The organism is Nocardia sp. NPDC055029 (genome assembly GCF_053608525.1).
The window spans coordinates 38576-52054 of the sequence record NZ_JBSGVQ010000027.1; the positions used below are offsets into that span (position 1 = coordinate 38576).

General features: G+C 67.2%; 13 protein-coding genes, 1 tRNA gene and 1 pseudogene. 4 read left to right on the forward strand and 11 right to left on the reverse strand.

The genetic code is table 11. From position 1 onward, the window contains the following. Positions 1 to 68 precede the first annotated feature (68 nt). Positions 69 to 902, reverse strand: a complete 834-nt coding sequence (locus ACWF9G_RS22275) for an oxidoreductase (protein ID WP_452517569.1) — start codon at positions 900 to 902, stop codon at positions 69 to 71. A 43-nt stretch (positions 903 to 945) separates the two neighbouring features. Between ACWF9G_RS22275 and ACWF9G_RS22280 the strand changes: the two genes are divergently transcribed. Continuing rightward, positions 946 to 1563, forward strand: coding sequence for a TetR/AcrR family transcriptional regulator (locus ACWF9G_RS22280; protein WP_452517570.1), 618 nt, complete (start codon positions 946 to 948; stop codon positions 1561 to 1563). A 209-nt stretch (positions 1564 to 1772) separates the two neighbouring features. Here ACWF9G_RS22280 and ACWF9G_RS22285 read toward each other — a convergent pair whose 3' ends face one another. The 4 genes and pseudogenes from ACWF9G_RS22285 to ACWF9G_RS22300 form a co-directional block, all read right to left on the reverse strand. Beyond that, the gene (locus ACWF9G_RS22285) at positions 1773 to 2054 is read right to left on the reverse strand and encodes a hypothetical protein (RefSeq protein ID WP_452517571.1); all 282 of its coding nucleotides are present in this window, start codon (positions 2052 to 2054) and stop codon (positions 1773 to 1775) included. Between the two features lie 69 nt (positions 2055 to 2123). Continuing rightward, positions 2124 to 2492: a tyrosine-type recombinase/integrase gene (locus ACWF9G_RS22290; RefSeq protein WP_452517648.1), complete on the reverse strand. Its 369-nt coding sequence runs from the start codon at positions 2490 to 2492 to the stop codon at positions 2124 to 2126. Positions 2493 to 3991: 1499 nt separating this feature from the next. Next, positions 3992 to 4365: pseudogene (locus ACWF9G_RS22295) on the reverse strand (helix-turn-helix domain-containing protein); the annotation flags it as partial. 60 nt (positions 4366 to 4425) lie between these two features. Continuing rightward, a complete protein-coding gene (locus ACWF9G_RS22300) occupies positions 4426 to 4881 on the reverse strand; it encodes a hypothetical protein (protein WP_452517573.1) in 456 nt (151 codons plus the stop codon). A 553-nt stretch (positions 4882 to 5434) separates the two neighbouring features. Here ACWF9G_RS22300 and ACWF9G_RS22305 point away from each other — a divergent pair. Then, positions 5435 to 5519, forward strand: a tRNA-Leu gene (locus ACWF9G_RS22305). Positions 5520 to 5754: 235 nt separating this feature from the next. Here the strand turns inward: ACWF9G_RS22305 and ACWF9G_RS22310 are convergent. Together ACWF9G_RS22310 and ACWF9G_RS22315 are read right to left on the reverse strand one after the other, a co-directional pair. Then, positions 5755 to 7029 (reverse strand): glycosyltransferase 87 family protein, encoded by a 1275-nt coding sequence (locus tag ACWF9G_RS22310; RefSeq protein WP_452517575.1) that lies wholly within the window; start codon positions 7027 to 7029, stop codon positions 5755 to 5757. Positions 7030 to 7171: 142 nt separating this feature from the next. Next, positions 7172 to 7603: a MarR family winged helix-turn-helix transcriptional regulator gene (locus ACWF9G_RS22315; RefSeq protein WP_452517576.1), complete on the reverse strand. Its 432-nt coding sequence runs from the start codon at positions 7601 to 7603 to the stop codon at positions 7172 to 7174. A gap of 57 nt (positions 7604 to 7660) precedes the next feature. On the opposite strand from ACWF9G_RS22315, the gene ACWF9G_RS22320 reads away from it, so the two are divergent. After that, the gene (locus tag ACWF9G_RS22320) at positions 7661 to 8680 is read left to right on the forward strand and encodes a hypothetical protein (protein WP_452517578.1); all 1020 of its coding nucleotides are present in this window, start codon (positions 7661 to 7663) and stop codon (positions 8678 to 8680) included. 204 nt (positions 8681 to 8884) lie between these two features. Then, complete coding sequence (locus tag ACWF9G_RS22325; RefSeq protein WP_452517580.1) at positions 8885 to 10309, forward strand: hypothetical protein; 1425 nt, start codon at positions 8885 to 8887, stop codon at positions 10307 to 10309. Here the strand turns inward: ACWF9G_RS22325 and thpD are convergent. Genes thpD through ectA form a run of 4 tightly spaced genes read right to left on the reverse strand, consistent with a single transcriptional unit; the run spans position 10306 to position 13433 of the window. After that, positions 10306 to 11220 carry an ectoine hydroxylase gene (gene thpD, locus ACWF9G_RS22330; protein ID WP_379307364.1) on the reverse strand — a complete coding sequence of 305 codons (915 nt, stop codon included), beginning with the start codon at positions 11218 to 11220 and terminating at the stop codon, positions 10306 to 10308. The two genes, ACWF9G_RS22325 and thpD, sit on opposite strands and share 4 nt — an antisense overlap. Further along, positions 11213 to 11617 (reverse strand): ectoine synthase, encoded by a 405-nt coding sequence (locus ACWF9G_RS22335; RefSeq protein ID WP_189022653.1) that lies wholly within the window; start codon positions 11615 to 11617, stop codon positions 11213 to 11215. Before ACWF9G_RS22335 ends, thpD begins: the two co-directional genes overlap by 8 nt. Continuing rightward, positions 11614 to 12882 (reverse strand): diaminobutyrate--2-oxoglutarate transaminase, encoded by a 1269-nt coding sequence (gene ectB, locus ACWF9G_RS22340; protein ID WP_452517650.1) that lies wholly within the window; start codon positions 12880 to 12882, stop codon positions 11614 to 11616. Before ectB ends, ACWF9G_RS22335 begins: the two co-directional genes overlap by 4 nt. Then, positions 12882 to 13433: a diaminobutyrate acetyltransferase gene (ectA, locus tag ACWF9G_RS22345; protein WP_452517582.1), complete on the reverse strand. Its 552-nt coding sequence runs from the start codon at positions 13431 to 13433 to the stop codon at positions 12882 to 12884. The genes ectB and ectA overlap by 1 nt, the downstream gene beginning before the upstream one ends. Between the last annotated feature and the right edge of the window lie 46 nt (positions 13434 to 13479).

The window sequence follows — 13479 nt, forward strand, 5'->3', positions numbered from 1 at the left end:
CTGGTGGCCGACCGACGCACGTGCCAAGTGGCGTTACGACTGGCGGCGGCGGCGGCTGTGGCTCGCGTTCAGTCGCGGATGCCGGTGGCGCGCTTGATAAGTACGTCGAAGGCACGGTCGGGCAGCAGCCATTTCAGGAAGATCAGCGGTCGGGAACCGAACCCGACCTGGTAGCGGGTCTTGGGTCGGCGGGCGGTGACAGCCTTGCCGATCGCGTCGGCGATCACCTCCGGCGGGGAACTAAGGCGGGCGATGGTGGCCTCCGGGCCCAATGAGGCGGCCACCGCTGTGGCCTGGGCCGAGTAGGCGCCGTCGCCGGAGACCTTGCGCAGGTGATCAGCGGCGATGCCGCCCCACTCGGTGCGGATACCGCCGGGCTCGATGACGACAACGTCGACGCCGAAGGGCTTGGCCTCGAGCCGCAGGCAGTCGCTGAGGCCTTCGAGGGCGAATTTGGTGCCGTGGTACCAGCCGCCGAGCGGGGTGTAGATCTTGCCGCCCATGGAGGTGATGTTGACGATGGTGCCGCTGCGCTGTTCGCGCATGTGCGGCAGTGCGAGCTGGGCCAGGCGCGCGGCCCCGAATACGTTGACCTCGAACTGGTAGCGAGCCTCGTCGAGCGGTACGTCCTCGACCGCGCCGTAGGAGCCGTATCCGGCGTTGTTGACCAGCACGTCGATGCGGCCGGTCTCGGCGACGATGTGTTCGATACCGGCGCGCACGGAGGCTTCGTCGGTGACGTCCATGGCCAGCGGGCGGATCCCGTCGGCGGCCAGTTTCTGTAGCCGGTCGGTGCGGCGGGCGGCGCCGTAGACGGTGTAGCCGAGGGTGGCGAGTTTGCGGGCGGTGGCTTCGCCGATTCCGGAGGAGGCTCCGGTGACTAGGGCGATCTTGTCGGTCATGTCGGCTCCTGACGGTAAAATGAATGATAATTCATGTTCTATCATGAACGAGTATTCATCTTCATGCAAGGACCTGTGGGAGAAGTTCATGACCGAGGCCAGACCGCAGCGCGCCGACGCGATCCGCAATCGCCGCAAGATCTTGTCCGCCGCGCGTGAGCAGATCACCACGCGCGGACCTGATGTGGGTATGAACGAGATCGCGACCGCGGCCGGGGTCGCCGTCGGCACCCTGTACCGCCATTTCCCGACCAAAGCCGACCTTGTCACTGCCATCGTGGCCGAATACGTGGCCCAGGTCGCCGACGATGCCGAAGCGGCGCGCGATCGTGTCGCGGGCGGCGCGGACGCCACCTGGGAGATCACGGCGTTTTTGCGGCGGGTCGTTGAGGTTTCGGCCACCAACCATGCCGCCAAAGCAGCGGCGCAGACCCTCGGCGCCGATCTCCGAGTACAGGCCGACGAACAGCGCGCCGGTACCGCACTGGCCACGCTCATCCGCGCCGGACAAGCCGACGGAAAGGTCCACTCCGACGTCACCGTCGGCGACATCTACCTGCTGTTCTCCACCGCTCCGATCGATCAGCCCCTCGTCGCACGCGAACGCTGGCTCACGTTGGTCCTGCCCGGCCTGAGCGCCAACGCCCGAACAGTGGGTTGATCAGCGCGAGGGTGTCGTGACCTGGGCTGGGCGCGTTCAAGCCACTGACCTGGGACTGATCGCGGCGTACGTCGATGTCGCCGGATCCTGCCGTGGCACAAGAACTATCCGCGCATACGGCGGCACCCGCGACAACTACGCCGCAGTCGGTAGCGGATATTCGTGGCGGACCGCTGCGCGTTCTCGATCAGCCTGGATGTGGACTCGAGCTACCGGCCGTCGAGGTCGACAGGCCGCTGGTGGCCGCACTCGAGTTCGAGGCCGTTCCCGTCGCGCACAATGCTTTCGGCCACCGGCCCGACCACGATTCCGCCATCTAGCCACGACACCTCGAATGGTGGATCATCATCCTCCTGTTCGGAGTTGTCGCGCCCCGCGAATTCGACAGTGAAGACGTCTCCCGGCCGCATCCAGTAATCCCGACCCCACGGTTCGATCCAAACCGTGAGCATTTTCTCCGCAAAGGGGTTGGAGACCATGAGCCTGGGCACCGCCGCAGCCTATGCCACCCCCACCAGATCGGCACGCCAGGTATTCGGCCGACCCGACGCGGCTCTGATCTACAGCGTGCCACGCTGGCCGGGACCAGAACGGGGCCGCAGGTGGCTGGAGAGCTTGTCGCCGGCGTCGGTGACCTCCCGCCGATCCGGGTGGAGGTATCGCTCTGTGGTTCGGCTGTCGGCGTGCCCGGCGATCTTCTGGAGCACGTGCAAACTCACCCCGGCGTCAGCCATCCACGTCAGCCCGGTATGCCGGAGGTCGTGACGGCGCAGATGTTCATAGCCGAGCTTCTCCACGACCTCATCCCAATGGGTAGCATCCCGCAGAACCCCCGTCGCGATCCGTCCACCACGCGAGCCGACAAACAATCGCGCGTTCGTGTTGTTCTCGCCGACCGCGGCGATACGGTCGCGAACCAGTTGCCGAATTTTCCTCGATCAGGGGGACGTATCGATGGCGGCTACCCCTGGTGCCCCTTGTCGTCGAGCCCGCCCGGGCCAGGTGTCGTCCGGCGGCGAACGGTCCACGTCCACGTGGCGGTGTCGATGTCTCCGACGCGGCATCCCGACACTTCACCGATCCGCGACGCCGTGCAGGCGGCGAAGGTGGCCCTGTACTGGGTTGGCCTGCATTGTGATCCCGCGCCCCTCACACCTCGAGGGCGCATACGCGTCAGCTGCGCTGATGGACATTCGTCCACCCTTGACCTGTGAGCCTCTGCGCGTGAAGGGCAGGCCTTGTCGGGCAGGCGGTGAACCAGCCCCCTGAATGCGCAACCCAACCCAGCACAGGGCCGACAAACCCCGCCGTCTCAGTGCTCGCAGTCGTTGTGCGCGGGCGGGCTGTAGGTGGTCGCACCACAGGCCAAGCACGTGTGGACGCGGTGATGTCCGCCGATCCGACGACACGGCATCGCGGTGACGAGCGAACGTCCAGCCCCGAGCCGATGCCCGTTCGGACAGAACCGGGGCGACGGCTCCGTCCACTGCCCAGTGCGCACGTAGGGTCGCACAGATTCGCACATACGTTCGATTATGGTGCAGCCTAGTTGACCGCGCTCGTCGGGGTGCCAGTTGTGGCCGACCACCGTATCTGTCACTTGATCAGGACATCTGTCGCCGAGACGCGCGGTATGCGGCATTTGCGGATGTTCATGGGCCCCCAGCAGCCGCGCGCTGTTCGAGGCTGAGACCCGAACACACGAGCCCAGGAAGTCGACCGGGATGCCCGGAAGTGGGAAGTGAGTGGAGGAGTCGCCGACCGTGGCGGTTGGGCTGGACCCCCGCGCGAGCGTTCACGGGCGACCTTGGGCGTGTTGCGGCCGGTTGCGGTCCGAACCTTGGCCCCGAGCTCTCCGCCAGGTGTCGACACAGGAACCCGAAGGGCAGCCACACCGGCAGTCCCCCACCGTGTGATTGTTGCAACGATGTGGACTGTGGCGCAGGATTGAGTAGTTCCAACGCCACGAACCGCAGCAGACTGGATTTGCCTGAGCCAGCGTCGCCGATCAATAGATTGCGGTGTCCTGCGGCGAGCCATTCATCCGCAGGCAGACGAAAAGTGCTGTCCTGCGTCGGCAGTGAGTCGAGGTTGAGCAGACGTCGGACCGGCCTGAGCGTACGACGAGACAGTCCGAGACGGCTTCGTCCCGCTACCTTTGCCTCGCCGTCATCAGGGGGCGTCGGTGCATCACCTGAAGTGGTCTCAGCCGTTGCTGAGCTTTCGCCGTGAAGCGTGTACTGCCCGAGATCTGTGGCATCGGGACCAACGAAGGATGAACTCGACGTCAGGCCCTCGGCTTCACCGAACACTGCAGGTGGGTGTGGAGCAACATCGAGAACGACGAAACCTGATGGCGCACTGTCAGTTGCCGAATCAGTGAGATCGGGAGTGGGACGAACAATGGCGCTTTGGGCATCGAAAGTGGATCACGGTTCGGGACAAGGGTTCCGTCCACGATCAACACCGCGCCACGCGGAAATCGGGCGCGGAGACGTAGCGCCAACGCCGGTCCAAGGTCCTCGATCACTCGGGCCGCGGCCGACTTCGACACTCCGAACACCGCCGCGAGTTGACGCATGGTGAGGTTGGTCCGCCAGTAGGTGGCCACCAGCAGCGCACGGTCTTCGAACCAGGGTCGGTCTCGTAAAGGCCGGTCGGCGCCCTCGCGCCGCAACTGGGTGATCAGCGAGCGAACGTGCGTGGCCGCAGGCCGGAGAACAACTCGACCATCACCGGGTCGGCTGCCGAGATCGCCACCGGTGACACGATAGCGTTGCCGCTCAACGACTTACGGGACATCCCTTAGGAGCACCCATGACTCTTGAGAACTTTGCCTTCGTAGGCCGTGTTTCCACCGGATCACGGCCGGATCGTTGCCGAGTTCTTCGACATCGGCCAATCACGATCCATCCCCTGGAAACGACGCCCGGAAGCCAGCAGACTCCTCGAACTGCTCCGCGACCCGGACCGCGGGTTCGACGCCGTCGTCATCGGCGAACCCAACGCGCCTTCTACGGCAACCAGTTCGGACTCATCTTCCCCGTATTCGTCCACTACGGCGTCGAACTCTGGGTGCCCGAAGTCGGCGGACCGATCGACCCTGACTCCGAAGCACACGGCCTGATCATGTCCGTCTTCGGCGGCATGTCCAAAGGTGAACGCAACCGCATCAAAATCCGCGTCCGCGCCGCCATGGCCGCACAAGCCTGGATCGAAGGACGCTATCTCGGCGGCCGACCACCCTACGGATACCAGCTGGCCGACGCCGGCCCACATCCACACCCAGGCAAGGCCGCTGAGGGCAAGCGACTCCACCGGCTCGAACCCGACCCTGTTGCCGCTACCCCTCCGAGTACGCGATTGCCAACAAGATCGACCGCTCCCCTACCGCCTACCTCCGCGAAGGCCAGATCGTCGGCCCGCTCGATCACTGGCTGGCACAAACCTTTGCACCGGAACGCATCGAACACTCGCTGGCAACCCTCGCCGAAGCGCAACCACCGAACAATCCCGAAGTTGAGGCGACCCGACGCGTCCTCACCGAACAGAACCGAAAACTTGGGACCCACCGACAGGCACTCGAGGCGGGACCGATCCGCAGCTCGTAGCATCCTGGACTGGACAGGTCCTCAGCGAGAAGCAAGCTACCGAGAGCCATCTCGCCACAGTCTCGTCGACTCTCACTGCTCAGCCACCGGCTCCGCGACCAAGATCACATCGTCCGCCACACACTCCCGCACCCATCGCAGAGCTTCGTGAGGCCGGGATCGCCCGCTGGAATCATCGCGATCGATGCGACAAAACGGCAGGTCACCTAGGCGATTTGGTTTCCGTCACCGTGTCGGATAATCTTTTGGCACACCAGCAAGTCCGGGTGGCGGAATGGCAGACGCGCTAGCTTGAGGTGCTAGTGCCCGTATTAGGGCGTGGGGGTTCAAGTCCCCCTCCGGACACAAAAGAAGGCCCCGATCACATGATCGGGGCCTTCTTCGTATCCACACAACATCCGCCCTCGTGGCAACGCCGACGACCGCAGGGACAAAGCCCTCCGCTCTTGCCTGGGGTCGGCGATCGGCCGTGCGGCGGGAGAGGGTGCACGGGACGAGCCGCGCGGGTCCGAGGCTTCTCCGTTATGCCCACGATGGACGGGCCCGTCCCGACCACACCCTCTGTACGACCCTCCCCCCGCTAGGCAGCGCGGGCGGGCTCCTCAATCTTGGCGGACTCCGCCGCCGTATTGGCCGCAGGCCGCCGCCCAGTGAGCAAGAAAAGGGCAACCAAAGCGACCGCCAGCCAGACGTAGGTGTCGCCGACGAGGTGTTGCCACCACGACCAGGAGGTCTCTCGGTGTTCGCCGTCGGGGAGGAAGCTGTGGGGGGCTATGACGAACACGGCGGCTACTGCGACGGCCGTGGCGTACCAGCCGCGGGCGCTGCTCGCGGGGAGGGTGCGGGCGTGGCAGACGATGGCGAGGAGGGCGGGGGCGATCCAGACCCAGTGGTGCGACCACGAGATGGGTGAGAGCAGGAGGGTGAAGACCGCGTTGAGGGCCAGGGCGATCGCGGGGGCGTCGGCGGCCTTGCGCATGGCCGCGACGACGAGGACGAGCAGGAGGGCGCCGAAGACGAGCCAGAGGGCGTCGAACGGGAGTCCGGTGACGTGCAGGCGGGCCAGGACGGCCTGGATGGACTGGTTGGTGTGGAAGGCCGAGCCGCTCAGGCCGGAGACGTTGCCGAGGCCGCCGAACCAGTAGCGGGTGGATTCGCCGGGGAGCAGCGCGAAGGAGGCGATCGTGGCGATCGCGCCGGTGGCGGCGGCGGTGGCGGCGGCCTTGTAGTCCTTGCGGACCAGGAAGAACAGGACGAACGCGGCGGGGGTCAGCTTGATCGCGGCGGCGAGGCCGATGAGCATGCCGCGTGGGTAGCGGGTCTTAGGGAGCAGGCAGTCGGTGGCGACGAGCACCATCAGCAGCAGGTTGACCTGGCCGAAGTCGATGGTCGATCGCACCGGTTCCAGCAGCATCGCCGCGGGCAGCGCGCACGCGGTCACCAGCAGCGCGGCCTGACGGCTCTCGCGGTGGTAGCGCCGGGCGACGAGGAACAGGGTCCAGCCGAGCGCGGCGATCGACGCCACGACATAGAGGACTTTCGCCGCACTCCAGGACAGCAGAGCGAAGGGCGCGAGTGCGATCGCGGCGAACGGCGGATAGATGAACGGCAGGCCGATCCCGGCGGAGGTCTTGGGCAGCTGGCCGTACATGTCGGCGCCGTCACGCATGGCTTCGATGCCGAGGCGATACACCTGCAGGTCGATGAAACCGCCGGAATACTGCTCGAACGGCCAGAGCGGGATGCGCACGCACGTGATCGAGACAACGGTGAGCAACACCGGCACCAGCCACCATGCTCGATTGATCGGGCGTGGGGAACGCTGCTGCACAGGGTGGGTGGTGTCACTACTCATCCGCGGCGACTATACCGACTCGCGTGCTATACCGCGTCATCGCCCGGCGGCGGCGGTCACGTGCGTAATAGCCAGCCGGATGCCCGATCGGGCATGGTCGCGGCGTTGCCGGGGTCGACCGTGGGGTCTGCGGGGATGCCGGTCAGTCGCCGCGGTTGTAGCGGATGAGATAGGACGCCATCGCCTCGACATCGGCGTCGGTCCAGTCGGCGAAGCGGGCGGTGAAGGCCTCCCGGCGGCGGCGCTCGGCCTCCTTGGCGACCACCCTCCCCTGCGCGGTGGCATGCAGGATGTGGTTGCGCCGGTTGCCTGGGTCGACCTCGCGTTCGAGGTAGCCGAGCTTCTCCAGCGCACCGACCTGCCTGCTGACCGTCGATTTGTCGAGCAGGAACTGTTCGGCCAGGTCGGTGGCCTGGCAGCCGCCGCGCTCCAGGATCAGGTCGAGGATGCTGTAGGCGACCAGGCTCAGCTCGGGGTGCAGTTCGGCGGCGCGGCCGCGGGCGCGCCGGGCGAAGGCGGTGAGCTCCCGCTGGATGGCGTCGACGGCGTCGGCTCTTGTGTCTCGCGCATTCATAGTTGTATGCTACAACAATTATAGTTGCATTTACCAACTGTTTGGAGATTCTCCGCGATGACTCGCACCCAGCTCCGGCACGTCGCCGGGCATCTGCTGACTCCGTTGCTGATGTGCCTCGGCATGGCCTTCGCGTATCTCGGCGCGTTCCACCAGCCGACGCCGAACCATCTCGAGCTGGCCGTCGTCGGTGACGCCCCGGAGTCGATGGTGCTGGCGCAGACGATGAAGGACAAAGCCGGTGACGGCGTCGACATCATCACGGTGCCCACTCGCCAGGCGGCGATCGACGCGCTGGACAACCGCGACCTCGTCGCCGCGTATGTGCCCGACGCGCAGCGTCCCGAGCTGCTCGTCGCCACGGCGGGGTCCGATACCAGCGCCATGGCGGCCGAGGTGGTCTTCCGCCAGGTGTCCGATCATCAGGGTGTGCCGCTGGTCGTCACCGATGTGACCACGAAGGCCGGTGGGGATCCCACCGGGCAGGGGCTGTTCTTCCTGCTGGTCGCGTTGAGCGTCGGCGCCTACGGCAGCGTCGCGGTGATCGGCGCCGCGGGCGCGATATTGCGAATGCGGGTGCGCGCGGCGGTCGGCGTGGTCACCGCGCTGGTGGTGAGCCTCATCGGCGTCCTCGTCGCCGGACCGGTGTTCGGTGTGATCGACCACGATTACGCCGCCGTGTTCGGTATCGCTTGGCTCTACAGTGCGGGCATCATCCTGATCGGCATCGGGTTGCACACCTTCCTGAAGCGCTGGACCACGCTCGCGCTCATCACGCTGTTCGTGATGCTGAACTTCACCACCTCGGGCGGTGTCTACGGGCCGCAGCTGCAGAACGGGTTCTTCGGTGCGCTGCATTCGTTCTGGAACGGCGCCGACTTCGTCGAGGGGTTGCGCAGCCTGCTCTACTTCGACACTGCCGCCGGGTTCGGGGCGCGGCTGCTCGGACTGTTCGCGTGGCTCGCGGTCGGCGTGGTGCTGATCGTTGTCGCCGGACGGCACGAGGCGCGCAACGCGCCCGAGCCGGTCGCGCCCGCCGCGGTCGAGGAGGAGATCGGCGAATCGGTCGCCGTCTAGCCCAGATCGACCGGCCACGTGCCCCGGCGAATCCCGTTGCCGACCATCCGGATCCGCGATCCGGATTCAGGTCAGCCGGTTCGCGGGGGCGTTGCACGGAAAGGGTCGCGGTATCGCGTAGACACGAGTACGGTGTAGCGCGCACCGCGGCCAGCGCCAGACGCCGCATTGGGGGGTCGAACGCGGAAAGGGTGGGCTGGACCGATGAATGATCCCGGCGCGCAACCTGCTGGTGATCCGATCCCGCTCGAACAGCGCTATACCAGCGCCGACCCGATCGACTGGTGTGGCGCCGCCGTGTATCCGATGTACGCCGAGGCACTACCCGAGGGCACGACCGTGGTGCGATTGCGGGCGGTGTCGGTGATGCCACCCGTCGAGGTCTCCGGTCTCGGTCTCGGTCTCACCGTGCAGGACGCGCATATCCACCTCAGCGGGAAATCGTTGCAGGGCGTCGACATCTGGTACGACGCCCTCGCCGCCGGGGTCGACATCCCGGTGACCGCGGACGGGCCCGAGGCGCTGTTCACCCTCACCCCGGTCTGGGTGGCAGAGTCCGGGACACAGCAGTCCTGGACCGGCAACTACGGATTGGTCGTCGACCTGCTGCCCGGGCGCGCGGCGACGCTGTGGTGCAGTACCGGGCCCGGCACACCGGATTTCAACGAGCTCGTCGTGGAACTGACCACGGCTCCGGCGCCGGATCCCGCGCCGTTCGTGCCGCCACCCGTGTCGACCGCGGCCCCGTCGATCCAGGCCGCCACGCCGCATACGCCTTTCGCGCCGGTGACGATGCCGCCCACGCCGGCGATCACGGCCGCCATGCTCGCCGATTTCCCGGTTTCGGCCGCCATGTCTGCGAGTTCGCCGGATTCGGCCGCCACGCCTGCCGGTTCGTCGGATTCGGCCTCCAGGCCGCCGACAGCCCCGGCCCCACCCACCATGGCGCCCGTTGCTCCGCTTCAGATCCCGGTGCCGCCTGTTCCCCCGGCCACAGCCGCCGTGGCGCCCGCTGCTCCGCTGCAAACCCCGATGCCGCATGCTCCCTCGGCTCCAGCCGCCGTGACGCCCGTTGCTTCGCTGCAGACCCCGGTACCACATGCTCCCCCGGAACCTGCCGCCATGCAGCCGGTTCCACCGACACCAGACGTGCCGCCCCCGCCCTCGGCACCAGCCGTCATGCAGGGACGTCCCTCGGCGCCGGTAGTCATGCCACCTGCGTCCAGCGCACCGACCGTCCTGCCGTCCGATCCCCAGACGCCTGTCCCGCCCGAGCTCCGGACAGCGAGCCACGCACCGGTGGCTCCTCCTCCCATCGCACCCGATCCTCTTGTCGACACCGCGCCCGGCATCGCACCGCCGACCCTGCGCGCGCCGCAGACGTCCGGCGGGCAGGGATTCGGGCGTGCGCTCTACGACCTCGGGACCGCGATGAACGAACGCGGTGAACACGATTCGGCGCGCACCCTGCTGACCCAGGCCGCCGAAGCAGGACACAGCGGCGCCGCCTACGACCTCGGCGTGCTGCTGTTGCGCGCGGGTGACCGCGCGGGGGCCGAACACTGGTGGAAGGCCGCGGCCCACGATGATCCGCGGGCCGCGGCCTCCCTCACCGAACTTGCGCGCTAGCGCGCCTGATCCGCCAGCGCGGCCACCGCTTCCGGCACCTCGCGCACCGGGGTGACCTCGCGGGCCGCGATGTGCGCCGGCCTGCGCCGGGGCGCCGCGTACGGCTCGGCCAGCGCGTTCTCCACGCTGTTGAACACCAGGAAGATGTTCGACCGCGGGAACGGCGTGATGTTGTTCGACGAACCGTGCATCATGTTCGAATCGAACAGCAGCGCCGAACCGGCTCGCCCGGTGAACTGGGTGATGCCGAAGCGGGCGGCGAGGAAGGTGACGTCGTCGTTCGTCGGCACCCCGATCCGCTGCTCCTGCAACGACTCCCGATAGTGGCTGTCGGGCGTCTCACCCAGGCACGGCACGAAGGTGCGGTGCGAGCCGGGCATCAGCATGAGACTGCCGTTGAACGGGAAGTTGTCGGTCAGCGCGATCGACAGACTCACCGCCCGCGGCGCGGGCATGCCGTCCTCGGCGTGCCAGGTCTCGAAATCCGAGTGCCAGCCGAATCCGCTCCCGCCGAAGCCGGGCATGTAGTTCACCCGGCTCTGGTGCAGGTACACCGCCGAACCGAGGATCTGCTCGGCGAGGCCGACGATCCGCGATTCGGTCAGCAGCTCCGCGATCGGCTTGCTGAGCTGGTGCACCTGGAACACCGAACGCACCTGCCCGGCGACCGGTTCCACCACGACCCGCTCGTCGCCGTAGAGCACGGGATCGGCGGCGAGATGACCGACCTCCGCACCGAACGCCGCCACCTCGTCGGGGCTGAGCAGGTCGGGGATCGTCGCGTAGCCGTTGGCGTCGAACCCCGTCAGCTCGGGCGAGGTGATCCGGCCCCACACGGTGGGGTCGGTGCGCTCGAGATGCGGTGCGGGCTCGGTCAGCCGGGTCGGGTAGCGGTCGGACCGATCAGACACTTGCTGCCTCCTCCTCGACGACGAGCGGATACACCCCGTTCTCATCGTGTATTTCGCGGCCGGTGACCGGCGGATTGAACACACACAGCATCCGCAACCGGGTGCGCGCGTTCACCTGATGACGTTCGTGACCGTCGAGCAGGTACATCGAGCCCGGTCCGAGCTGGTGGACGGTCTGGTTGTCGAGATCGAGCAGACTGCCCTCGCCCTCGATCAGCCAGACCGCTTCGACATGGTTCTGGTAGTGGAACTCGTGGACGGTCCCTGCCTCGATCGTGGTCTCGTGGAAGGAGAACCCGACCCGGTCGCCCGCGAGCACGATGCGCTTGCTGCGCCAGCCGGGGCCTGCCACATCACGGTCGGTGCCGGTGATCTCGGCGGTGGTGCGCACGATCATGCGGCACCTCCGCAGACGGCGTCGATCGAGGCCGACAGCACGGACAGGCCGCGGTCGAGCTCGTCGCTGCCGAGTGTCAACGGCGGCAACAGCTTCACCACCTCGTCCATCGACCCCGAGGTCTCCACCAGCAGACCCTGCTCGAACGCGGTGCGGCACACCTTGCCCGCCTGCGACGGGTCGTCGAAGACGATGCCGTGCACCATGCCGCGGCCGCGGGTGCTCACACCCTCGTAGCGATCGGCGACGGTGGACAGCTTCCTGGCGATGTATTCGCCGTTGGCGGCGGTGTGCTGGGCGAGGCGGTCGTCGGACCAGTACTCGCGCAGGGCGGCCGTCGCGGTGACGAAGGCGGGGTTGTTGCCGCGGAAGGTGCCGTTGTGCTCACCCGGCGCCCACTGGTCGTGCTCGGGCTTGAGCAGCACCAGCGCCATCGGCAGGCCGTAGCCGCCGATCGACTTGGACAGGGTGACGATGTCGGGGGTGATGCCGGCGATCTCGAAGGAGAAGAACGGGCCGGTGCGGCCGCAGCCCATCTGGACGTCGTCGACGATGAGCAGGATGTCGCGCGAGGCGCACAGTCCGGCCAGATGACGCAGCCATTCCGCGCGGGCCAGGTTGACGCCGCCCTCGCCCTGCACCGTCTCCACGATCACCGCGGCGGGCCGGTCGAAACCGGAGGAGCTGTCGTCGAGGACGCGCTGCATCCAGCCGAAGTCCTCGATGGTGTTGTCGAAGTAGCCGTCGTACGGCATCGGGGTGGCGTGCTCGAGCGGCACACCGGCACCGGCCCGCTTGGCGGCGTTGCCGGTCACCGACAGCGCGCCGAGGGTCATGCCGTGGAAGGCGTTGGTGAAGCTGAGCACCGTCTTGCGGCCGGTGACCTTGCGGGCCAGCTTGAGCGCGGCCTCGACCGCGTTGGCGCCGGTGGGGCCGGGGAACTGCACCTTGTAGTCGAGGCCACGCGGCGACAGCAGCGTGTCGCGGATGGTCTCCAGCAGTTCACGTTTGGCGACGGTCGACATGTCGAGACCGTGGGTGATGCCGTTGCTCGCCACGTAGTCCAGCAGCGCCCGCTTGAGCACCGGGTTGTTGTGGCCGTAGTTCAGCGCGCCTGCGCCGGCGAAGAAGTCGAGGTATTCGCGACCCTCCTCGTCGCGCAGCCAGGCGCCCTCGGCGGTGGCGAAGACGGCAGGCCAGTCACGGCAGTATCCCCGCACATTCGATTCCATCGCCTCGAAGATGCTGGTGTCGGTGGTCGTGATCATCGTCGTTCCTCCTGGCGCTGAGCGGGTGCGATGACATACAGCTGCTCGGCCTCGTGTGAATCGGGGAAATCGTGCGTTTCGAACAAAGAGACGGTGCGCAAACCCGCACCGCGCTCTCGGGCCACCGCGGCGAACAGCGCCTGGGAGGCGGTGTTGCCGGGTGAGATCGTGGTTTCCAGGGTGGTGATGCCCGCGGGTGCCACGGAATCCAGCAGCGCGTGCAGGATCCCGGCGGCCAGGCCGCGGCCGCGGAACTCGGCGTCGACGGCGATCTGCCAGACGAACACGGTGTCCGGCGCTTCGGGGCGGACGTAGCCGATGACGAATCCCACGGCGCGACCGTCGCAGTCGGCGACGATCGACGTCGCGGCGAAATCGCGACACCACAGCAGGTAGGCGTAACTGGAGTTGACGTCGAGCACCTGCGAGTCGCGGGCGATCCGCCACAGCTGGGCTCCGTCACCCAGTCGTGGGGGTCGCAGTGTCGGTTCCGCACCGAGAACCGCAGGGGCGGTAGCGGATTCGCTGGACATGGTGGACGAAGGCATACATCCACAGTGTCGAACAGACTTTGCGGTCTTTGTGTCGAGCTCT